18 protein-coding genes are annotated in these 22,787 nt (G+C 53.4%); 15 read left to right on the plus strand and 3 right to left on the minus strand.

The window, feature by feature from the left end:
• Positions 1-9: 9 nt before the first annotated feature.
• The 15 genes from ACN0IC_RS11415 to ACN0IC_RS11485 all read left to right on the plus strand — a co-directional run bounded on the left by ACN0IC_RS11415 (position 10) and on the right by ACN0IC_RS11485 (position 19,954).
• On the plus strand, positions 10-7,200 hold the full coding sequence (locus ACN0IC_RS11415; RefSeq protein WP_416878909.1) for a peptidoglycan-binding protein: 7,191 nt from the start codon (positions 10-12) through the stop codon (positions 7,198-7,200).
• 302 nt (positions 7,201-7,502) lie between these two features.
• On the plus strand, positions 7,503-7,814 hold the full coding sequence (gene rplU, locus ACN0IC_RS11420; RefSeq protein WP_415812019.1) for a 50S ribosomal protein L21: 312 nt from the start codon (positions 7,503-7,505) through the stop codon (positions 7,812-7,814).
• A 34-nt stretch (positions 7,815-7,848) separates the two neighbouring features.
• Complete coding sequence (gene rpmA, locus ACN0IC_RS11425; protein ID WP_416878910.1) at positions 7,849-8,118, plus strand: 50S ribosomal protein L27; 270 nt, start codon at positions 7,849-7,851, stop codon at positions 8,116-8,118.
• A gap of 143 nt (positions 8,119-8,261) precedes the next feature.
• On the plus strand, positions 8,262-8,813 hold the full coding sequence (locus ACN0IC_RS11430; RefSeq protein ID WP_416878911.1) for a GNAT family N-acetyltransferase: 552 nt from the start codon (positions 8,262-8,264) through the stop codon (positions 8,811-8,813).
• Between the two features lie 64 nt (positions 8,814-8,877).
• On the plus strand, positions 8,878-9,960 hold the full coding sequence (obgE, locus tag ACN0IC_RS11435; RefSeq protein WP_416878912.1) for a GTPase ObgE: 1,083 nt from the start codon (positions 8,878-8,880) through the stop codon (positions 9,958-9,960).
• A gap of 6 nt (positions 9,961-9,966) precedes the next feature.
• On the plus strand, positions 9,967-11,118 hold the full coding sequence (gene proB / locus ACN0IC_RS11440) for a glutamate 5-kinase (protein WP_416878913.1): 1,152 nt from the start codon (positions 9,967-9,969) through the stop codon (positions 11,116-11,118).
• A complete protein-coding gene (locus ACN0IC_RS11445; protein ID WP_416878914.1) occupies positions 11,111-11,686 on the plus strand; it encodes a nicotinate-nucleotide adenylyltransferase in 576 nt (191 codons plus the stop codon). The genes proB and ACN0IC_RS11445 overlap by 8 nt, the downstream gene beginning before the upstream one ends.
• A 34-nt stretch (positions 11,687-11,720) precedes the next feature.
• The gene (gene rsfS / locus ACN0IC_RS11450) at positions 11,721-12,194 is read left to right on the plus strand and encodes a ribosome silencing factor (RefSeq protein ID WP_416878915.1); all 474 of its coding nucleotides are present in this window, start codon (positions 11,721-11,723) and stop codon (positions 12,192-12,194) included.
• Positions 12,195-12,671, plus strand: a complete 477-nt coding sequence (locus tag ACN0IC_RS11455) for a 23S rRNA (pseudouridine(1915)-N(3))-methyltransferase RlmH (protein WP_416878916.1) — start codon at positions 12,195-12,197, stop codon at positions 12,669-12,671.
• Positions 12,672-12,706: 35 nt separating this feature from the next.
• Positions 12,707-13,882: a murein hydrolase activator EnvC family protein gene (locus ACN0IC_RS11460; protein WP_416878917.1), complete on the plus strand. Its 1,176-nt coding sequence runs from the start codon at positions 12,707-12,709 to the stop codon at positions 13,880-13,882.
• A gap of 118 nt (positions 13,883-14,000) precedes the next feature.
• Positions 14,001-15,368: a S41 family peptidase gene (locus ACN0IC_RS11465; protein ID WP_416878918.1), complete on the plus strand. Its 1,368-nt coding sequence runs from the start codon at positions 14,001-14,003 to the stop codon at positions 15,366-15,368.
• 72 nt (positions 15,369-15,440) lie between these two features.
• On the plus strand, positions 15,441-16,769 hold the full coding sequence (locus ACN0IC_RS11470) for a S41 family peptidase (RefSeq protein ID WP_416878919.1): 1,329 nt from the start codon (positions 15,441-15,443) through the stop codon (positions 16,767-16,769).
• A 67-nt stretch (positions 16,770-16,836) separates the two neighbouring features.
• Complete coding sequence (locus ACN0IC_RS11475) at positions 16,837-18,057, plus strand: divergent polysaccharide deacetylase family protein (protein WP_416878920.1); 1,221 nt, start codon at positions 16,837-16,839, stop codon at positions 18,055-18,057.
• A gap of 17 nt (positions 18,058-18,074) precedes the next feature.
• The gene (locus ACN0IC_RS11480; RefSeq protein ID WP_416878921.1) at positions 18,075-18,566 is read left to right on the plus strand and encodes an RNA pyrophosphohydrolase; all 492 of its coding nucleotides are present in this window, start codon (positions 18,075-18,077) and stop codon (positions 18,564-18,566) included.
• Positions 18,567-18,583: 17 nt separating this feature from the next.
• A complete protein-coding gene (locus ACN0IC_RS11485; RefSeq protein ID WP_416878922.1) occupies positions 18,584-19,954 on the plus strand; it encodes a TCR/Tet family MFS transporter in 1,371 nt (456 codons plus the stop codon).
• Positions 19,955-19,957: 3 nt separating this feature from the next.
• On the opposite strand, the gene ACN0IC_RS11490 is transcribed toward ACN0IC_RS11485, so the two are convergent.
• The 3 genes from ACN0IC_RS11490 to atpD all read right to left on the minus strand — a co-directional run bounded on the left by ACN0IC_RS11490 (position 19,958) and on the right by atpD (position 22,781).
• Positions 19,958-20,704 (minus strand): metallophosphoesterase, encoded by a 747-nt coding sequence (locus ACN0IC_RS11490; RefSeq protein ID WP_416878923.1) that lies wholly within the window; start codon positions 20,702-20,704, stop codon positions 19,958-19,960.
• 129 nt (positions 20,705-20,833) lie between these two features.
• On the minus strand, positions 20,834-21,226 hold the full coding sequence (locus ACN0IC_RS11495; protein WP_416878924.1) for an ATP synthase F1 subunit epsilon: 393 nt from the start codon (positions 21,224-21,226) through the stop codon (positions 20,834-20,836).
• Between the two features lie 28 nt (positions 21,227-21,254).
• Positions 21,255-22,781: a F0F1 ATP synthase subunit beta gene (gene atpD, locus ACN0IC_RS11500; RefSeq protein ID WP_416878925.1), complete on the minus strand. Its 1,527-nt coding sequence runs from the start codon at positions 22,779-22,781 to the stop codon at positions 21,255-21,257.
• Positions 22,782-22,787 lie beyond the last annotated feature (6 nt).

A 22,787-nucleotide genomic window follows, 5' to 3' on the forward strand; every position in this document is an offset into this window, starting at 1 on the left:
GATACTGTCGTGGTTCAGCCCGCTGGCGTCGAGTATGAAGTCGTTCCGGCTGTTTACGAAACCATTGAAGAGCCTGTTGTCGTTCAGGAAGCCTCAACAGAGCTGGTCACGGTTCCGGCTACATATGAAACTGTGACAGATACTGTGATCATGACCCCCGAAACGGTTGAATATGTATCCGTTCCGGCCGTTTACGAAACCGTTGAGGAAGAGGTCACGGTTCAAGAAGCTTCGACAGAACTTGTCACTATCCCGCCCGTCTTTGAGACTGTGACAGACACAGTGGTTGTTCAGCCTGCCGGCGTGGAATATGAAACCGTGCCTGCCGTTTATGAAACCGTAAATGAGACGGTTGTCGTGCAAGAAGCGTCTACCGAGCTGGTCACAGTTCCCGCAACGTTTGAAACCGTCACAGACACTGTTGTCGTACAGCCCGCCGGCGTCGAATATGTATCCGTTCCGGCCGTCTATGAAACAGTCGAAGAATCCGTTGTGGTTCAGGAAGCCTCAACGGAGCTGGTCACAGTTCCTCCGACATTTGAAACGGTTACCGATACAGTGGTCGTCACCCCCGCAACAGTCGCGTATGAAACTATTCCAGCTGTTTTCGAAACAGTAGAAGAATCTGTAGTTGTTCAAGAGGCTTCGACAGAGCTCGTCACCATTCCGCCTGTTTTCGAAACCGTGACTGACACTGTCGTTGTTCAGCCGGAAAGCGTGACATACGAAGTTATTCCGGCAGTTTATGAAACGATTGAAGAGCCAGTTGTCGTTCAGGAAGCGTCAACAGAGCTGGTCACCATTCCGGCGACTTACGAGACTGTGACAGACACTGTTGTTGTTCAGCCTCAAACCGTCGAATATGAAACCATTCCGGCAGAATTTGAAACCTACACAGAAACCGTTGTGGTTCAGGAAGCCTCGACAGAGCTGGTCACGGTTCCGGCAACTTACGAGACAGTGACGGATACAATCGTCGTCACCCCTGAAACCGTTGAATATGTGTCCGTTCCCACCGTATACGAAACGGTAGAAGAAGCTGTTACCGTTCAGGAAGCTTCAACAGAACTTGTGACGATACCGCCCGTCTTTGAGACTGTGACAGATACTGTCGTCGTGACGCCGGAAACCGTTGAATATGTCAGCGTCCCGGCCGTTTATGAAACCGTAGAAGAAGCCGTCACGGTGCAGGAAGCCTCCACAGAACTCGTCACGATACCGCCCGTCTTCGAAACTGTGACAGACACGGTTGTCGTCCAGCCTGCCGGCGTAGAATATGTGACGGTTCCGGCAGAATATGAAACGGTAACTGAAAACGTTGTCGTTCAAGAAGCGTCCACAGAGCTGGTGACGATCCCGCCTGTCTTTGAGACAGTGACTGATACAGTTGTCGTCACTCCGGCAACAACAACCTACGAATCCGTTCCGGCGGTTTATGAAACGATTGAAGAAGAAATCACGGTACAGGAAGCTTCAACAGAACTTGTCACAGTTCCTGCGACCTACGAAACAGTGACAGATACCGTCGTCGTGACCCCGGCAACCGTGGATTATGAGACAATTCCAGCCGTTTACGAAACTATTGAAGAAGCTGTTACCGTTCAGGAAGCCTCCACAGAGCTCGTGACAACTCCGGCCACGTTCAAAACCGTAACTGAAACGGTTGTCGTTCAGGAAGAGACAACAGAGCTTGTCACTGTCCCGCCAGTCTATGAGAACGTGACCGAGACTTATGTGGCTCAAGAAGCCTCAACCGAACTCGTCACCGTCCCACCTGTGTTCGAGACAGTCACAGATAAGGTGGTCGTCCAGCCGCAGACGGTTGAATATATCCTGCAAGAAGCTGAGTACGAAACTTACGAAGAAACAATTGTTGTTCAAGAAGCTTCAACTGAACTCGTTACCGTGCCTCCCGTCTATGAGACTGTCACAGATGTAGTGACGGTTCAGGAAGCCTCTACAGAACTCGTGACTATTCCGGCTGAATTTGAAACCGTGACAGATACGGTTGTTGTCAAAGAAGCCACAACGGAATTGGTCACAACACCTGCCACATTTAAAAACGTGACTGACACAGTCGTGGTGACGCCTCAGACGGTTGAGTATGTCTCTATCCCGGCAGAGTATGAGACATATGAAGAGCCTGTGGTCGTACAGGAAGCGAGCACTGAACTTGTTGTCGTGCCTGCCACTTATAAAGACGTCACAGAGACAATCGTGGTTCAAGAAGCCTCGACAGAACTCGTGACAGTCCCGGCGACCTTTGAAACGGTTACCGATACGGTGGTCGTCACTCCTGAAACCGTCGAATATGTGGCTCAACCCGCTACCTACCGCACAGAACAGGAAACCTATGTTGAGCAGGACGGCGCTGAAGAGCTTGTCGTCGTTCCGGCAACCTATGAAACCGTAACTGAAACAATTGTCACACAGGAAGCCAGCTCCCGCGTTGAAGTTGTGCCGCCGACATATCGGACGGTCACAGAGACAATCACGGTCCAGCCTGCCAGAACTGAAATTGAAGTTATTCCGGCCAAATATGAAACCCGCTCTGAGCGCGTTCTCATTGAGCCTGCGCGCGAAGAATGGAAGCCAGGCAGCCAGGCCATTAATTATGGCTCTCTAACAGCGGGTGGACAAATCAACACCAATACACGTGGTCAGTTTACCGTCTTTAACGGTGTCTCCGAGCAGGTTGTTGAATCCACTCAGACTATCGTGAACCAGACTGGCGAAATTCTCTGCCGCGTTCTGATCCCGGCCAGATATAAAACCATCACGAAACAGGTCGTGTCTGAACCGGCCCGCACAGTTGAGCGCCAAATTCCGGCAGTTACCGACCAAATCACCAAGCGCGTCGTCGATACACCGGCGACCACGCGTGAAGTGCCAATTCCTGCCGTAACTGAAACAGTTACTCGCCGCGTCGTGAAAACCCCTGCCCGGGTCGAAAGACGTAACGCAACAAATGCGAAAATGGCCTCTGTAGAAACTCAGGTTCTGGCTCAGGAAGCCCGTATTGTTGAACGCGTCATTCCGGCTGTTACGAAACAAGTAGAGCGCCGCGTTATGAAGACACCGGCCCGCACGGAAGAACGCGTCATTCCAGCCGTGACGGACACCGTCACACGCCGCGTCGTTGATACGCCGGCCCGGACCGAAGAGCGCGTTATCCCGGCAGTGACAGAAATGGAAACACGCCGCCGCGTGGTCAGTCCGGCCCGGACCGTCGAAAAAGTTATTCCGGCGGTTACAAAACAAGTGACGCGCCGCGTGGTCGATACACCTGCTTCCACTCAAGAGCGCGTTATCCCGGCTGTCACCAAGACTGAGAGCCGCAGAGTTGTCAAAACACCGGCCCGCACAGAAGAACGCGTTATCCCGGCAGTGACAGAAACTGTGTCCCGCCGCGTGGTCAAAACACCGGCCACAACAACAGAACGCGTCATTCCGGCCGTGACCAAAACAGAAACACGCCGCCGTATTGTCACTCCGGCCCGCACGGTAGAGAAAGTCATCCCGGCTGTGACCAAATCCGTCTCACGCCGCGTCGTGGCTACGCCTGCTCAAACGGTCGAAAAGGCTATTCCGGCTGTAACGAAAACCCGTCAGCGCCGCGTGGTAAAAACACCGGCCCGCACCGAAGAGCGTATTATCCCGGCCGTCACAGAAACGGTCTCGCGCCGGGTTGTAGACGTTCCGGCGTCAACTCAGGAACGGGTCATTCCAGCTGTCACTAAGATGGAAACACGACGCGTCGTCAAAACACCCGCCAGAACCGTTGAGAAAACGATCCCGGCTGTCACCAAAGAGGTTTCACGCCGCGTCGTCAAAACGCCTGCGTCAACGCAGGAACGCGTCATTCCGGCTGTGACGAAAATGGAAACTCGCCGCGTGGTTAAAACACCGGCCCGAACGGTCGAAAAGACGATTCCAGCTGTCACGAAAGAGGTCTCTCGCCGCATTGTTAAAACACCGGCACAGGTCACGGAACGGGTTATTCCGGCTGTGACAAAGGCTCAAACGCGCCGCGTTATCAAGACACCAGCAAAAACGGTTGAGCGGGCGGTTCCGGCTGTCACAAAAGAAGTCTCTCGCCGCGTGGTCAAGACTCCGGCTCAAACGCAGGAACGCGTCATCCCGGCTGTCACCAAAATGGAAACGCGCCGCGTGGTTAAAACGCCGGCTTCTACTGTCGAGAAAGTCATTCCAGCTGTGACGGCTCAGGTTGAACGCCGCGTGGTCAAGACTCCGGCCCAGACGCAAGAGCGCGTTATTCCGGCTGTCACCAAAATGGAAACACGCCGCGTCGTCAAAACACCGGCATCAACAGTCGAAAAGGTTATTCCGGCTGTCACGAAAACGGTGTCCCGCCGCGTTGTGGCCACTCCCGCCACAACGACCGAACGGGTTATCCCGGCCGTGACAAAAGAGGAAACTCGCCGCCGTATTGTCTCTCCAGAGAAAACGGTTGAGCGCGTTATTCCGGCCGTCACGAAGCAGGTTCAACGCCGCGTTGTGAAAACAGCGGCCTCTTCCGTCGAAAAAGTCATTCCGGCGGTCACCAAAATGGAATCCCGCCGCATCATCAAGACGCCCGCGAGAACCGTTGAAAAGGTTATACCGGCTGTAACGAAGGAAGTCTCTCGCCGCGTCGTCAAAACACCGGCTCAGACTCAGGAACGCGTTATCCCGGCTGTCACCAAAATGGAAAGCCGCCGCGTCGTTAAAACACCCGCGAAAACGGTTGAAAGAGCTGTTCCGGCTGTGACGAAAACGGTTGAGCGTCGTGTCGTCGCAACACCGGCTCGCACTGAAGAGCGCGTCATTCCAGCTGTGACCAAGATGGAGAGCCGCCGCGTCATCAAGACACCGGCACAAACTGTCGAGAAAGCCATTCCGGCCATCACGAAAGAAGTTTCGCGCCGCGTCGTCAAAACGCCGGCTCAGGTCACGGAACGGGTTATTCCGGCTGTCACCAAGTCTCAGTCCCGCCGCGTGATCAAAACGCCCGCCAAAACAGTCGAGCGCGCCGTTCCGGCCGTAACAAAACAAGTTCAGCGCCGCGTGGTCAAAACCCCCGCTCAAACGCAAGAACGTGTCATCCCGGCTGTGACGAAAATGGAAACGCGCCGCGTCGTCAAAACGCCGGCCACGACTATTGAAAAAGTCATTCCGGCTGTGACCGCTGAGGTTCAGCGCCGCGTGGTAAAAACACCGGCTCAGACTCAAGAGCGCGTTATTCCGGCTGTGACCAAGATGGAGACACGCCGCGTCATCAAGACACCGGCACAGACTGTCGAGAAGGCCGTTCCGGCAATCACGAAAGAAGTTTCCCGCCGTGTGGTCAGAACGCCGGCTCAGACGCAAGAGCGCGTTATTCCGGCGGTCACCAAAGAAGAGAGCCTCCGTCGTCTAGTGTCTCCGGCTCAAACTGTTGAGCGCGTTATTCCGGCTGTCACAAAAGAAGTGTCGCGCCGTGTCGTCAAAACGCCGGCTTCGACTCAAGAACGCGTTATTCCGGCTGTCACAAAACAGGTTGCCCGCCGCGTTGTCAAAACACCGGCATCAACTGTCGAGCGCGCCATTCCGGCCGTGACCAACACAGTCGAACGCCGCGTCGTTAAAACGCCGGCGCAGACCCAGGAACGCGTCATCCCGGCCGTGACCAAGGTGGAAACCCGCCGTGTGGTTAAAACGCCGGCCCGGACCATTGAGAAGCAGGTTCCGGCTGTTACCAAACAGGTCACTCGCCGCGTTGTGAAAACGCCGGCTCAGACCCAGGAACGTGTCATTCCGGCTGTGACGAAAACGGTTGAGCGCCGCGTCATGAAAACGCCGCCTCAAACGCAAGAACGGGTCATTCCGGCTGTGACGAAACAGGTGAGCCGACAGGTTGTTAAAACTCCGGCCCGTACGGAAGAACGCGTCATTCCGGCGGTGTCCAATGTGGTTGAACGCCGCGTTATCAAGACACCCGCCCAGACGGTCGAGAAAGCCGTTCCGGCAGTGACGAAAACGGTGTCACGCCGCGTCGTCAAAACACCGGCCAGAACGGAAGAGCGGGTCATTCCAGCCGTGACCAAAACGGTACAGCGACGCGTCATGAAAACACCGGCTCAGACGCAAGAACGCGTCATCCCAGCCGTGACAAAAACAGAAACACGTCGCCGCATCAAAACACCGGCTCAGACGCAAGAACGCGTTATTCCGGCGGTCACCAAACAGGTCGCCCGCCGCGTGGTCAGAACACCGGCCAGAACGGAAGAGCGCATTATCCCGGCTGTCACAAAAACCGTGACACGCCGCGTCCCGGTTGGCGCTCCGCGTATCGAACGCCGCATTATTCCGGCCCGTTACGACACGGTAGAAGTTCAGAAGATGGTCGAAGCACCGCGCACTGAAACTGTCGTTATTCCACCGGAATATGGCACGATCGAGCGTCGCACCCAGATCTCCGCTGAAAAAGCCGAATGGCGTCAGGTTCTTTGTGAGGCCAATGCCAATGTGACGGTTATTTCCGCCATTCAGCGCGCCCTGCAGTCACAAGGCTATTATAGCGGCGCGATTGACGGCACTTTAGGCCGCGCAACTTACGCCTCTGTTGAGGCCTTCCAGAAGGACAACAATATGTCCACGGGCGGTCTGACCTTGCGTACGGTTGACGTTTTGGGTGTCGATTGGCGCTCAATGGTCGGCGGCATCAGCGGAACAGAACGCGGGGCTTTCCAGAGCGGACAAAGTTTTGACGGAGGCCGGTCAAACGGCACAGCGACAGGCTTTAGCTCCGGCAGCTCCAGCAGCAGTTCGACGACAACCACAACGACAACTCGCACTGGCTATACAATCGGAGCTGACAGAACGGTTCGCGATGCCTCCGGGCGCGTCATTGGCCGCTTGGACGGAAACGGAAATGTTGTTGATGCCTCAGGCACTATCATTATTCGTGACTTCGCCGCGCGTTCCGGCGCCCTCGGCTCAGGTGAAATGGGATTAGGCTCTGTTGGTTCAACGACCGGCTCTATTTCCACCACAAGCACAGTTAATGGAAATGTCACCGAAAGCCGCACAACAGGCTTCACAGTTCGGCAAGACGGCTCCGTCGTCGATACGTCGGGCACAGTCATCGGACGCGTGGACAATAACGGCAATATCGTAGACGCAAATGGCCGTATCATTGGACGTGTAAACCCGCGTTAACAGCTGAATATACGGAGCGGCGACGTTCCGAATAAACCTTCGCCCCGCCTCACCCTTGTGAGGCGGGGCTTTTTACGACAGCCTGGCAAAAATTTCACTTTGCCAAAACGGCTATAAACCTGTAAAAGATGGAGCCTGTGCGTTGACAGAGACGGCTCTGACTGTATAAGGCGCAACGAATTGGCCGCCGCCTAACGTCTGCGATTCCTTCAAAACATGCGAAGGTTATCAGACAAATCCGAGGCGGCTTTTGAATTTTTGGGTATTCCAGTCGTTTGAATGCCCCATTGGAAGGAAAGATCATGTTTGCAGTGATCCAAACTGGCGGTAAACAATATAAAGTCGCCGAAAATGATATTATCGTTGTTGAAAAGCTCGACGGCGAAGCCGGTGACAAAGTCTCATTCGGTGATGTTCTTATGCACGGCAAAGACGGCGACGTGAAAGTTGGCGCTCCGCTTGTCAAAGGCGCTAGCGTGGCTGGTGAAATTCTTGAGCAGCGTAAAGGCGCTAAAGTCCTTGTCTTCAAAAAGAAGCGCCGCCAGAACTACCGTCGTAAAAAAGGCCATCGTCAAAACGAAACGGCTATTAAAATCACAGGAATTACAGGCTAGGCTTCGCGCCCGCCTTTTGGAACAGGAGTAACTCATGGCTCATAAAAAAGCAGGTGGTTCGTCCAATAACGGTCGCGATAGTGCAGGCCGTCGTCTTGGTGTCAAAAAATCAGGTGGCCAAGCGGTCATTCCTGGAAACATTATTCTACGTCAGCGCGGCACAAAATATTATCCCGGCGTCAATGTAGGCATGGGCAAAGATCACACTCTATTTGCCAAATCCGAAGGTCGTGTCTCTTTTGAAACCAAACGCAATGCCCGCACATTTGTGTCTGTCATGCCGCTGGCCGACGCCGCAGAATAGACCCATTGCAAATTGGGTCCCGCCAACGAGGTGACCCGATAAAAAATAGCAGGGAAATCGGGTCTCCGATTTCCCTTTTTTGTTACTTTCAACTCAAATGAACGTGACAAAATCCCTGCTACGCCCAATGTGAGGAGGCGAGCATGAAGAAAACTCTGGAAACCGAAAGGTTGATTTTACGCCAATTGCGTGATGAAGACGCTGTGGCCCTTTCCAAATATGGGAGCAATTTCGACATTGCCCGCATGACCGGAAGTTTTCCTCATCCCTTCCCGCTCATCTCTGCCGAATTTAAAATCCTGCATCTAAGAGCTCAGCACAGGCGCGGTTTGGCTTTTCCCTATGCGATAACCGAAAAAGGAAATGAGTCGATGATTGGAATAGTCGATTTATTCCGCCGGGCCGAAACGGATGACCTGGAATTCGGATATTGGATCGGCGAACCATTTTGGGGCAAGGGATTCGCCTCTGAAGCTTGCCGCGGGCTCATGGCCGAAGCTGACCGCCATTTCGGGTCTACTCCCCTGAAAGCCGGCGTTTTTTCAGATAATCCAGCTAGCCTTCGGGTACTGGAAAAGCTCGGATTTAAACCGACCGGAAAAACGGAAGCTTATTTCTCAATGGCCAGACTGAAAAAGGCTGAAAGCGTTCTTTTGGAACGTCCGGCCAAGCATGAGACTTCTTTAACCGAATAGACTGACGAATACTCGCTAGTCATAGGCTCTTGAAAGTCTTACATACTGGCCTGAAAGACAAATTATGAAATTTCTAGACCAAGCTAAAATCTTTGTGAAATCCGGTAATGGCGGCGCAGGTAGCGTGTCCTTTCGGCGCGAGAAATATGTCGCCTTTGGCGGGCCGAATGGCGGCGACGGCGGCAAGGGCGGCGATGTCTGGGTCGAAGCCACACGCGACCTCAACACGCTCATTGATTATCGCTATCAGCAGCATTTCAAAGCCGAGACAGGCATACACGGCATGGGACGCGACCGAACAGGCGCGGCCGGTGAAGATATCGTTCTCAAGGTTCCCGTGGGCACGCAGGTCATTGATGCGGATACAGACGAGATATTGGTCGACCTCACAGAAGAAGATCAGCGCGTTTTGCTCGCCAAAGGCGGCAATGGCGGATGGGGCAATGCCCGCTTCAAATCCTCTACCAATCAGGCGCCGCGCAAAGCTAATCCCGGCGAGGAAGGCGAGGAACGCTGGGTCTGGCTGCGTCTGAAACTTTTGGCCGATGCGGGACTTGTGGGTCTGCCCAATGCCGGAAAATCAACTTTTCTTTCAACGGTCACTGCCGCCTCGCCTAAGACAGCAGACTATCCTTTTACCACACTCCACCCCCATCTCGGCGTGGTCAATCTTGGGGCAGCGGAACGCTTCGTTCTCGCCGACCTCCCCGGCCTGATCGAAGGCGCGTCCGAAGGCGCTGGACTGGGTCATCGTTTTCTCGGGCATGTCGAACGCTGCGCCGCCGTCTTGCATCTCGTGGATGCCTCGGCGGAGGAGCCGGCCGAAAATTACCGCATTATTCGAAATGAGTTGGTGGAATATGACGGCGGCATTGAAAACAAGCCGGAAATCGTGGTTCTGACCAAATGCGATTCTCTCGGCGAAGAGACACTCTCCGATGTGAAAGAAAGTGTCGAAGCCGAATGCGGCCAAACGCCATTCCTTATTTCCAGTGTCGCCAATCAAGGCCTGAAACCGGTTCTTTTCGCTGTTTACGAACATGTTCAAAAACGCCGCCAGAAGGAAGAGGCGAAGCGCGAGGAAAAACGAATTGCCCAAGCCATTAAAGACGGCGAAATGGAAGAACAAAAAGGGTGGTCCCCTTAGACCTCTATGCCAGAAGGGTCAGCCATAAATAAAAACCAGCTGAGCGATTATCGGCGATTGGTCATTAAAATTGGCTCGGCTTTGCTTGTAGAGGCCAAGACCCATGCTCTTCGGCAAGAGTGGCTGAAATATCTTTGCTCGGAAATTGCGGAGCGCCATAAACAGGGGCTAGAAACATTGATTGTCTCTTCCGGAGCCATCGCTTTAGGGCGCGCCCGTCTCGGCCTTATTGGAAAGCGTCTTTCCCTCGCGGAAAAACAAGCCTGCGCGGCCGCAGGACAGTCTCATCTCACCCAAGCTTATGACAACGCGTTGGGCGAGCACGGCCTCCATGCGGCCCAGGCCTTGCTGACCCTGACGGATACAGAAGACCGCCGTCATTGGCTCAATGCCCGATCCACCTTGGAAACTTTGTTAAGTCTCAATACTATTCCTGTCATAAACGAAAACGATACCGTCGCGACGGACGAAATCCGGTATGGCGATAATGATCGGCTGGCCGCCCGCGCCGCACAAATGGTCGGAGCAGACGGACTGCTCCTTCTCTCCGATATTGACGGGCTCTATACCGCCGATCCGCGCTCAGACCAGTCGGCCAAACATTTGCCGCGAATTCAGACGATTACGCCCGAAATCCTGGCTATGGGAACAGGCGCAAACAAAAGTCGCGCTGTGGGGACAGGCGGTATGGCGACAAAACTGGTCGCCGCTCAAATTGCCACACAGACCGGCTGCGATATGATTATTATGGATGGGCGGGACAACGCCCCCTTCTCCCGTCTTGGAGGCGGAGAACGTTCGACTTTGTTTCTGGCCGCAACAAATCCCAAAAACGCCCGGGCGCAATGGATAATCGGCACTCTTAAACCCAAAGGGCGTCTTCAACTCGATGAGGGAGCTGTCAAAGCTCTCAGAAACGGGAAAAGCCTGCTGGCGGCAGGCGTCACAGAATTGACGGGACGGTTTCAGAAAGGCGACGCGGTCAGTGTTTTTGACAGTGCAGAGAAGGAAATCGCCAGAGGCCTGATCAGTTATAGCAGTGGAAACGCGGCCAAGATTATAGGGCTCCAGAGTGATAAAATAGAAGAGGTCCTGGGCTATACAAATGGGGCCGCCCTTATTCATCGTGATAATCTGGTAATGATATCCCATGTATGAAGGACTTAAAATTGGTCTGTTTGGTGGATCTTTTGATCCGGCCCATAAGGGCCACCTTCACGTTGCAAAGGCCGGACTTCGCGAACTTCGCCTCGATCATGTGTGGTGGCTTGTCAGCCCCCAAAACCCCCTCAAACAAGAACAGCCCAGCTATGAAAGCCGTGTAGAGACTGTCAAAGATTTGACTCTTCCCCCGCGCATGGCGATTAGTCATGTGGAAAAAGAAGCGAATACAAATTACACGGTCGATCTGCTGAGGCTTTTGAAAAAGCGGCACCCTGATACCCAATTCGTTTTCATGATGGGGGCGGATAATTTCGCGCAACTCCCGAAATGGAGAAAATGGCAAGACATCATGGCGCTTTACCCGATCGCCGTAATCTCGCGGCCAGGTGACGGCCTGAAGGCGCGGCTGGGGCAAGCCGCCCGCCAATATGCAGACAGCCGCGTGCCGGAACAAAGCGCAGCTTCATTAGCGGAAATGACAGCGCCAAGGTGGACATATCTCACTTTGCCCCTAGATAAGAGGTCATCTTCAGCCCTTCGGGCCAAACTGGCCAGAGACTGAAACTTATGTTATGTGATTCCTATCAACAGGAAAAATGGGACCACCGTCCACTGTGAACATGGAGAGCCTTCTGAGCACCCAAACTGCTGTCAGCACACCCTCACCGTCCAAATCTTCTGCCGCCGATCAAAAGGCGTCGAAACAGCTGTCTGAATTTTTACAGCACATTCTGGACGAAAATTCAGCCCAGGACATTATCGAAGTCGATCTACGCGGAAAGTCTTCCGTCGCAGATTACATGATTGTGGCGTCTGGACGTTCAAACCGGCATGTCAGTGCCCTGTCTGACTATGTTCTGCGCGCATTGAAAGATGCCCAGTTCAAAAATGTCGGCGTCGAAGGACAGGACGGATGCGACTGGGTTCTGGTCGATGTGGGAGATGTCATTTTGCATATCTTCCGCCCTGAAGTCCGCGTTTTCTACAATCTTGAAAAGATTTGGTCCGTTCCCCTTCCTGAAGGGCTTCGGAACGTTGCCGAGGAAGCCCCTGCTGACTCCGAGCTCTAAATGGCCGCTAAAATCATTATCCGCGCCGGCGGGAGTATGCGCGCGGGGCCTGAACGGGATATGGTGGACGACTATATCAACCGGGCCAATTTACTGGCGCGGCAAACAGGGTTTCTCTCCGTTGAAGAACAAGCTGTAGACGTCAGAAGCTGTAAATCCCGCGAGGAAGAGACGCAAAAGCTCTTCGACTCCATCCCGAATTCGGCTCTATGTTTCGCCTTGGACGAGCGCGGCAAGGCATTTGCCTCCAGACAGATGGCTAAGACCCTTTCTCAAGCGCGAGACGAGGGACAAGCTGAAATTTATCTTGTTATTGGCGCCGCAGAAGGGTTTGAGCCTTCCGCTATTCCGGCCTCGGCCCGGAAATGGGCCCTCGGTCCGCAAACCTGGCCGCATAAGCTCGTTCGCGTTATGATTGCCGAGCAAACTTATCGCGCTTTATCCATATTGGCCGGCACGCCGTATCACCGCGATTAAGGCGGCGTTAAACGTCCCTGCGCTAGGTAAAGAGGATGTTAACCTTAAGGTTCATTGTCGTTTTAATGGTCTGGCTAAGCTTGGCCTCTATTGCTGTGGGGCAAGCACAAAACCCTCAGGATCTGGACGCCCTGACGCAAGCTGAAAAAAAGGCCCGGGCCGAGGCTCTGGCTCTGGAAAAACGAAGAAAAGCCGTTAGCGGCGAAATTTCAGATCTTGAGACATCTCTGGAAAAACTGGCCCGGGAAATTCGTGGTTTCGAACAGGACGCTCTGGAATTACAAAAGAAGAAAAACGAGATAGACAGGCGTATTTCCGAGATAAATTATGCGATCCGTCAAGATGAAGAAGACCTGCTGGCCCTTTTGGCTGCCTTGCAGAGGCTCGAGGCCAACCCGCCGCCTGCTTTGACATTAAAGCCTGACAGCGCCATTGCAAATGCACAGGCGGCCCAGCTTATGGCCACTCTGTCCAAAGAGCTGGATCAGCGCACCAAGGTTTTGACGGCTCAATTAACCCGTTTAAACGAAGAACAGGCCCGGGCCGACGAAACTCAGACGCAAATAGAAGCCAATCAAAGACAGCTGGAAAGACGCCGGTCCGAAACGCAGGGTCTGGTTAAAGAAAAGTCCACCTTACGAAAATCCATTGATATTCAGCGGGAAGAAAAACAGGCCTTGGCGAAAAGGCTTGCTCAAGAATCCGCCACATTAAGAGAGTTGCTGGAAAAACTGGAGTCTGAAGCCAGAGCGATTTATCCGCGCGTTAAACCCGGCCGCGGCGTCTCCAAGCCGGCCAAGAGACCGGCCTTGCCCCTAAGCTTACCAGAAGGAGTCGGCCCATTTGCGAAAGCCAAAGGCCGGTTAACCTTGCCCGTCACCGGTCCTCTGACGAAACGTTATGGAGGGGATGAAAAGGGCCTGACGTTTGCCACACCCTCCAAAGGACAGGTTCTTGCCCCCTATGCAGGACGCGTCGAATTTGCCGGCCCGTTCAAGAATTATGATAAAGTGATAATTGTCGACGTCGGCGAAGGATATTATATTTTAATGACCGGACTGGGCGATATTTTTGCTGAAATCGGCGAAACCCTGACTCAAGGGGAGCCTGTTGGAACAATGCCGGCAACCTCTTCCGGATCGAATGAACTTTATTTGGAAGTCAGAAAGGAAGGCCAGACGGTCGATCCGGGCCCTTGGCTGGCCCTTTAATTCAGGGAACTCCCCTTTCCCGAACAGCGTATTACCGTGACAAAAGGTGCGGATTACAGTTTTTTGACTTTGCAGCGACCGATTGGCGACATAAGTATAAGAGACAGGCAGAGTTTGCATGAAACTTGCACTCCGTCTTGTAAATATTTGGAAGGCTGAAAAAATGAAATATGTTCTACCTGCAATTGGCTCCGTCGCCGCCATAGCCCTGTTTGCCTTTTCTTCGACAAATCAGACAGCTCTCGCAGTTGAACCCGCCTCCAATACAAACACATTTGAACAGCTTGATCTGTTTGCGGACGTCCTTGCACGGGTCCGGACGGATTACGTCGTTGACGTCAACGACGCCGAACTTATCGAAAATGCCATGAACGGCATGTTGCAGTCCCTGGACCCGCATTCCAGCTATGTGACGCCGGAACAGTTTAAGGAACTCCAGGTCACAACCAGCGGTGAGTATGGCGGCCTTGGCATGGAAGTCACAATGGAAGAAGGCTTTGTCAAAGTTATTGCTCCCATCGACGAGACCCCTGCAAAACGCGCCGGAATTAAAGCCGGCGATTACCTGACCGAAATTAATGGAAAGTCCATCCTTGGACTGTCTCTGACGGAAGCTGTCAAACAGATGCGCGGCAAACCCGGAGAAGATATAACGGTGACTGTTGTCCGCGAGGATGAAGACCCCAAAGACATCACGATCACGCGCGAAGTCATCAAACGTGTTGTCGTCAAAAATGAAATCAAAGACGGCATTGGATATATCCGTCTGGCTCAATTCAATGACAAAGCAGAAGAAGGTCTGATCGACTCTATAAAATCTCTTAAAAAGGAATTTGGCGGAAACATTCCTGGTATTGTTCTCGATTTACGGGCTAATCCCGGCGGACTTCTGGATCAGTCCATCAAGGTTTCCAGTGTCTTTTTGGATGGCGGAGAGATTGTCTCCACACGCGGACGCGTCGCTTCCGATACGCAGCGCTATAACGGCGAAGCCGGCGAGCTTGCCGAGGGCGTGCCGCTTATCGTCTTGATCGACGGCGCTTCCGCTTCCGCCTCTGAAATTGTGGCCGGAGCCATTCAGGATCGCGGCCGAGGAATCGTGGTCGGCATGCCGACATTTGGCAAAGGCTCGGTGCAATCTGTTATTCCCCTTCGCGGAGGCCGTGACGGCGCGCTCAGAATGACAACGCAGCGTTATTACACGCCGTCCGGGCGCTCCATTCAGGGCACCGGCATTGACCCGGATATTGCTATCGCGTCAGAACCGGATGACGGTAAAGCAGACCGCCGCCGCCGCGAAGCCGACCTCCCTAATGCCATTTTAAATGAAAAGGCCCTAGCGGAGGAAGAAAACAAGGAAGAATTGGTGATCGACTATCCAGCCGAAGATTTTGATGTGGAGCAGGATTATCAGCTTCAAAAGGCGATAGCGATTTTGAAAGGCGGGCAATATGCTTCCACGCTCGCGGCTCTACAACAGGGTTAGGCCATAATCAAAATGCCCCTCTTGCGCTCTTACGGCCTATTCCTTTCATCGCTGCTACTCTTTTCAGCGCCTTTGGCACTTGCTCAGGTGGAGCCTCCGGCGTCGGAAGTTTCTTCTGAAGAGGACCCTGATCCAGGCAATGAGGCCGTTTTAGAGAAAATGGAACTTTTTGCAGAGGTCCTGACCCGCGTTCGGGACTATTATGTAGAGCCAAAAGACGAAAAAGAATTGATAGAGGCGGCCTTGGACGGGGCGCTTTCGTCTCTCGACCCTCACTCCAGCTACGCCCCGCCTGCCGCGTTCACAGAGCAGCGCGAAGCCGCGAAACGTGAATATGGTGGTCTGGGTATTGAAGTCAGCATGGAAGGCGGACTGGTCAAAATCAATTACGCTATTGAGGAAGGCCCGGCCTATAAAGCCGGCATCCGGACAGGCGATTTTATTTCATCCGTGGCCGGAGAATCTATCTTGGGAAAAGACCTGAATGACGCCGTTGAAAATATGCGTGGTCCTGTCGGGGACCCCGTTCAGGTAACAGTTATCACCGGAGACGAAGAACCACGTGAATTGGATATTGTGCGGCAGGTTGTTCGGGGCCGCGCGGTGCGTCACCGCGTCGAACAGGGGCTCGGATATGTTTTTATTGAGACCTTCAATAATGATCAATTAACCTCTGATTTGAAACACGCTCTGACTCTACTTGAGGCGGATCTGGGCGGAAAGATTCCCGGTCTCATTATCGATATGCGCGGCAATCGCGGCGGTCTTCTGGATCAGTCCGTATCTGTTTCTGGGCTTTTCCTGGACGGCGGGGAAGTCCTCTCTGCCAGAGGGCGTGATTCTTCCGATACGCAGAGATACCACGCGGAAGCGGGGGAGCTTTATCCCGATATGCCGATTGTTGTGCTTGTCAATTCCGGCTCTGCCTCTGCCGCAGAGATTGTCGCTGGCGCGCTGCAGGACCGGGGACGGGCCGTTATTGTCGGCCGCCGTTCCTTCGGTAAAGGTTCGGTACAATCTGTTATTCCTCTAGTTCAGCATGGCGGGGCCCTGCGCATGACAACGCAGCGTTATTTCACCCCGTCCGGAAATTCCATTCAGGGGCGCGGCATCATGCCGGACATGCTAGTAGCCGCTTTCCCCGATAATGGAGAAATCAGAGAACGGTTCCGGGAAAACAGCTTGCCGCATTCGCTCATAAATCCGGATCATTCCGATTTTGAAGAAAATTATGAGGACATCCTCTACCCGTCAGAGGATTTACCGGACACGGTGGACTTCCAGCTCCGCAAAGCCATCGATATTTTGAAAACCTCCCGTTACCAAACCCTGCTACAGGCGCAAAACTACCTTCCCGAAAGTGTTGCCAAAGCCGTGGCAGAGGTCAAGGCATCACAATAGAGGCGAAGCAAAAGCTGAGTGGACGCCGATATAGACCTCGGCGCCAAATCATCCTAATCCCGTTTCCATGACCTCTCCCGCCGGACATAGTCGTAGACGTAAGAAGCTGAGTCTTCCAAAGCGGCGTTGGCATGTTCTGGGCGCCGCCGCATTACTTGGCCTTACAACGGCGGCAGCGGCGCTTATATTGACCTCTCCGGCTCCCGAGATTGATAAAAATACAAGTGGTCAGCTTGCGCTGGAATCTCTGCCGCAGCCCCTCATGGCGACGAATTTGAACAGCGAGAGTGACTCGCTTCCGGATCTGTTGGCCGGAGAAATTCCGGAAGGCGAAAACCCGACAAACCGGACGCCACAAACAGCGCAAAATGACGCACTTGGCAATCCTATCACAAATGGCGCCGCAAATGATGCGCCGTCATCGTCTCAGACAACGCCACAGACAGCGCCTTCAACAAAACCCAAAACCGTGCTGATAGATGGTCAGCCCTTGGACAGCGGTAGCGCGGAGATATTTTCTGAACTGAGTCAAAGCGGCCCCTTTGGCCCTCTGCCCAAAAAGGCAGAAAATGGGAACTCCGTCTTCAAGGCTTACCGGAAAGACGCACCGAATTCCACCGGCGGCAAATCGGTTGCACTTATTATTGGCGGGTTGGGCCTGAACCGAACTCTGACCCAGGAGGCTATAGATACCCTCCCCGCAAATGTGACCCTCTCCTTCGCGGCCCACGCCCCAAACCTGCAAAGCTGGATAGATAGAGCCCGCTTGAATGGGCATGAGGTTTTATTGGAAATTCCCATGCAGTCCCGCGCCTCCAATTCGAGCGAACCGGGCGCGGATCATATGTTGAGTATCGACGCGCCGGAAAAGAATGCAGAAAATCTCGACTGGCTTTTGAGCCGCGCGCAAGGCTATTTCGGCGTCATAAATTATAATGGAGACTCTTTTCTAACGCGTATGGACGCCGCCGCCCCAACCCTATCGCGATTTTCAGACTCCGGCTTGGCCTTTATCTCGGACGGCGCTTTTCCGGCTCCCTCTCTGCCCGCCTTAACGCAATCTCTTTCCCTGCCCTATAAATCAGGGTTTGGATTGATTGACCCCGAGCCTCAAACAGAACGAATTGAAACCGAGCTTTCCCGCCTTGCCGAAGAGAGCCGTGTGGGCGACACACCGATTGGGGTTGGTTTTGCTTATCCCGAAACTTTGGCCTCGGTAAATCGCTGGATAGATGATCTCCCCGATAAATCGCTCCAACTCATCCCGGCCTCTGCGGCCTTAGAATAGACGAATCTCATTTTATTATGACTCGAAACCCAGACGATTACCGCCCCAATGTCGGCGCCGCCATTTTCAACGACAAAGGCCAAATCTGGCTCGGAAAACGGTTTGGAGAAGACGGACCCTATGCCTGGCAATGCGCTCAAGGCGGCATTGATGAAGGGGAGGACTTCTATCAAGCGGCACTGCGGGAATTATGGGAAGAAACCGGCGTAAGGGAAAACAATCTCACCCTTCTTGGACAGATTGATGACTGGCTCTATTATGACTTTACCGAGGGAGCCCGCCTGAATCGCCGAAAGCGCGAACATAAAGGGCAGAGACAGAAATGGTTTGCCTTTCGCTATCATGGAGACGAATCGGACATAGATCTCTGTACACATGAAGAGCAGGAATTTTCAGAATGGAAATGGGCCGATCTCTCGACAATTCATGAAAGCGTTATTCCGTTCAAGCGGGAAGTTTATGAACGGCTGATTGCCGAATTTGCGCCCTATGCAAGGCCTCAGTCATAGCGTAAATCCGCTTCATTATGTCGGCTCCCTCCTATGGTAAAAATGCCCTGATCTTTGTGCTGATCACCGTGATGATCAACTCTATCGGTTTCGGGATCATGATTCCGGTTCTGCCGGATTTATTGAAGGAATTGACAGACCTTCCCAACAATGAAGCCGCTATTCATGGCGGTTGGCTCACCTTTGTTTTCGCCCTGTTTCAATTCATCTGCATGCCGATTGTCGGCGGTCTCTCCGACCGATTTGGCCGACGTCCCATCATGTTGCTCTCGCTATTCGGATTGGCGCTGGATTATTTCATCATGGGCTTCGCGCCGACAATTGCCTTTCTTTATCTCGGGCGGATCATTGCGGGCTCATTCGGGGCGACATTCTCGACGGCAAACGCCTATATCGCGGATATAAGCCCGCCTGAGACGCGCGCGCAGAACTTTGGTCTGGTAGGAGCGGCGTTCGGTGTTGGCTTCATGCTCGGCCCTGTAATTGGCGGATTAATCGGCGACGGATTTGGCCCGCGCGCGCCGTTTATCGCCGCCGGAATAATCGCCCTCATAAATGTCGTCTATGGTTTTATTTTTCTGCCTGAGACATTGGCCCCTGAAAAACGCCGGGCCTTTAGCTGGAAACGTTCCAACCCTTTCGGCTCCCTGGTCGCCCTCGGCCGGATCAAAGGCGTCAAAGGCCTTATCTTCGTTCTTTTCGTTCTGGCGGTTGGCCATACAGTGTATCCCTCCACTTACTCTTTCTCGACGATTGAAGGGCTTGGCTGGAACGCCGGGGATGTAGGCCTTTCGCTTGGCGCTTTTGGACTCGCCAGTATCATAGTGCAGGGCGGCCTGATACGGGTGATCATTCCCAAGGTCGGTTTGTTCTGGGCGGGCATTATCGGCATTGTTTCGGCCATCACCGCCTACACAATGATGGGGAGCGCCAATGCGGGATGGATTATCTATGCCGCCGGTCCGTTTGCGGCTTTTGGCGGTCTCTACGGCCCTGCCCTGACCAATATGATGAGCTCGCGCATCAGCGACAGCGAACAGGGCGAGCTACAAGGCGCGATTGGCGCCGCTCAAGGATTGGCCATGATGGTCGGTCCGCTTACCATGACAGGCATCTTTGAATATTTCGCGGCCGGCTCCAACAAAGGTAATGTCGAGCTAGACGGGTTTCCTTCCGGAATCGCGCGAATCCTCCAGCACCTGTTTTTACAAACGCCTATTCCCTATCTTCCAGGCGCGCCCTTTCTCTTGGCGGCGGGCCTCGCCTTTACCGGGCTCATCATCTATTTGCTCGTCACAACCAAGGCAGACCGACAGGCACGTTACTCCCCCGAAGCCGTAGCCGAAACATCAGATACACTACACGAGCCCCTCGCCGACAATATTTGAGAGTTAGTCCGCCGATTGTAGAGTAATGACAACAATTTCCGGCGGCGCGCAAAAACGGGCTGAAAGCATAGACGTCCCAATTCCGGCAGTAATGTAAACGGGGACGCCTCCCACATTTTTTACCCCATAGGCCAGAGGCTTTCCTGCCTCTGTTGACGTCACGCGCCGTCCGAGAAGCGGCAGATTAATCTGGCCGCCATGGGTGTGTCCCGCCACGGCCAGAGCCGTATCTGTCCTGAGAAAACGAAACGCATCAGGCGAATGTGTCAAAACTATTTTTGCGCGGCCATCCCGGCAATCCTCATACCCTTCGGCTGTCGGGTAATCTGTATCAAAATCTCCCATTCCGATAAGGCATAGTCCCGGTAAATTCAGTCCTTCATTGGCGAGAACGCTCATCCCGCTATCCTCGAGCCGGTTTTGCACCCACGCCCCATCATACCAATTATCATGATTTCCAAGCACGGCAAAAACGCCGAGCGGCGCCTCAATCCTTCCAAGTGACTGCAATCCCTGCTCAATAGTCTTATTAAATTCTGCTGGGCGATGAGAGCGAGACGCGCTGCCGTCTATATAGTCGCCGGTCAGAAGAACAATATCCGGCGCTAATTGATTTACTGAATTTTTGAGCGAGTCTACCCTCGAGGCAGGTATATGACGGCCGCCAATATGAAGATCAGAAAGCAAAACTATCCGAACGGGCGGGCCTTGATAAGTCTCTGCGCGGAATGAAACTTCGCGTATAACCAACCTCTTGGGCTCTATGAAAAATCCATAAAGGAGACACGCCAGAGCAGCGATGCAAAGGAATAGTAAGATATAAAAAAACCGGACTTTCATAAGTCCGGTTTCTTAGAATAATATGTGCGGATTAAGACCCTAAAGTGTCGCCGCGACGGCATTTAGTCCGTCAAGATTTTGCTGAACCGCCAAGGCTGCTTCGCCTTCCAGCCCTACGAGAGAGTCTTTGGCAGAGGCAATATCTTCCTGGATACGCTCAGAGGTCAGCTCTGACATGGGCGCAGCGCGCTCTGCCAAAACCGTAAGGCCAGCCGGAGTCACATCGGCAAACCCGCCTTGAACGAAAAACTGCTTTTCCGCTCCGTTCTCATAAACGGTGATCGCGCCCGTACGGATCGCGGCCATTAGCGGCGCGTGATCCGGTAGAACACCGAAATTGCCTTCGGTGCCCGGGATATCGACCTGATCGACTTCGCCCGCATAAAGTTCACGTTCAGGCGAAACGAGAGAGAAATGTAGCTTATCAGCCATTCTTTATCCTAACCGCAGTCAATACAGCCTAAGCCGCGTCTTTCGCCGCCATTTTACCGGCTTTTTCGATCACGTCATCAATACCGCCGACCATGTAGAAGGCTTGTTCCGGCAGGTGGTCATATTCGCCTTCGACCAGACCTTTAAAGGAGCGAACTGTGTCCGCAAGGTCTGTCAGGATACCCGGAGAGCCAGTAAAGATTTCCGCAACGTGGAAAGGCTGAGACAAGAATTTCTCAACTTTACGCGCGCGGGACACTACAAGCTTATCTTCTTCGGACAATTCGTCCATGCCGAGAATAGCAATGATGTCCTGCAAAGATTTATAGCGCTGTAGAATTTCCTGAACCTGACGCGCAACTTCGTAATGTTCCTGACCGACAATACGCGGCTCAAGAATACGGGATGTGGAGTCAAGCGGGTCAACCGCCGGATAGATACCTTTTTCGGAAATCGCGCGGTTCAGAACCGTTGTCGCGTCCAAGTGAGCAAAGGAGGTCGCTGGCGCCGGGTCAGTCAAGTCATCGGCCGGGACGTAAATCGCCTGAACGGATGTAATAGACCCTTTATTCGTGGATGTAATGCGCTCCTGCATCTGGCCCATTTCAGTGGCCAATGTCGGCTGATAACCCACCGCAGATGGAATACGCCCCAAGAGAGCGGACACTTCGGAACCGGCCTGCGTAAAGCGGAAGATGTTATCAACGAAGAACAACACGTCTTTGCCTTCTTCATCGCGGAAATATTCGGCCTGAGACAAACCGGTCAGCGCGACGCGAGCGCGGGCTCCGGGAGGCTCATTCATCTGACCGTAAACGAGGGTCGCACGGCTTTCACCGTCAAGGTCGATAACGTTGGACTCGATCATCTCGTGATAAAGGTCATTTCCTTCGCGAGTCCGCTCGCCAACACCCGCAAAGACGGAGTAACCGCCATAAGCTTTGGCGATGTTGTTGATGAGTTCCATGATGAGAACGGTTTTACCCACACCCGCACCGCCGAAGAGACCAATTTTACCGCCTTTTGCGTAAGGGCAAAGCAGGTCGATAACTTTAATACCGGTCGCAAGTACTTCGGATTCAGTGGATTGATCCACAAAAGGAGGCGCTTCTTTGTGAATAGACGCCTTGGCTTTCGTCTTGAGCGGGCCGCGATCATCAATGGGTTCACCAATGACATTCATAATACGGCCAAGTGTTTCCGGTCCAACAGGCACCGTAATCGGCGCGCCGGTATCTGTCACAGATTGACCGCGCACAAGGCCTTCGGTTGCGTCCATAGCGATGGTGCGAACCGTGTTCTGACCCAAATGCTGAGCGACTTCGAGAACCAGGCGGTTGCCTTGGTTGTCTGTCTCCAGCGCGTTCAGGATGGCTGGCAAATTGTCTTCGAATACGACGTCAACAACGGCCCCGATCACCTGAGTGATTTTACCGGCTGACATGGCTTTGCTCACGACCTTTTTAGTCGTTGCACGCTTGTTTGCCGGCTTTTTGGCGGTTGTTTTCTTAGCGGCCGTTTTTTTGGCGGCTGTTTTTGTTGCTGCTTTCGCCATGAGTGT

This window comes from Litorimonas sp. (assembly GCA_029936425.1).
GTDB lineage: Bacteria > Pseudomonadota > Alphaproteobacteria > Caulobacterales > Maricaulaceae > Litorimonas.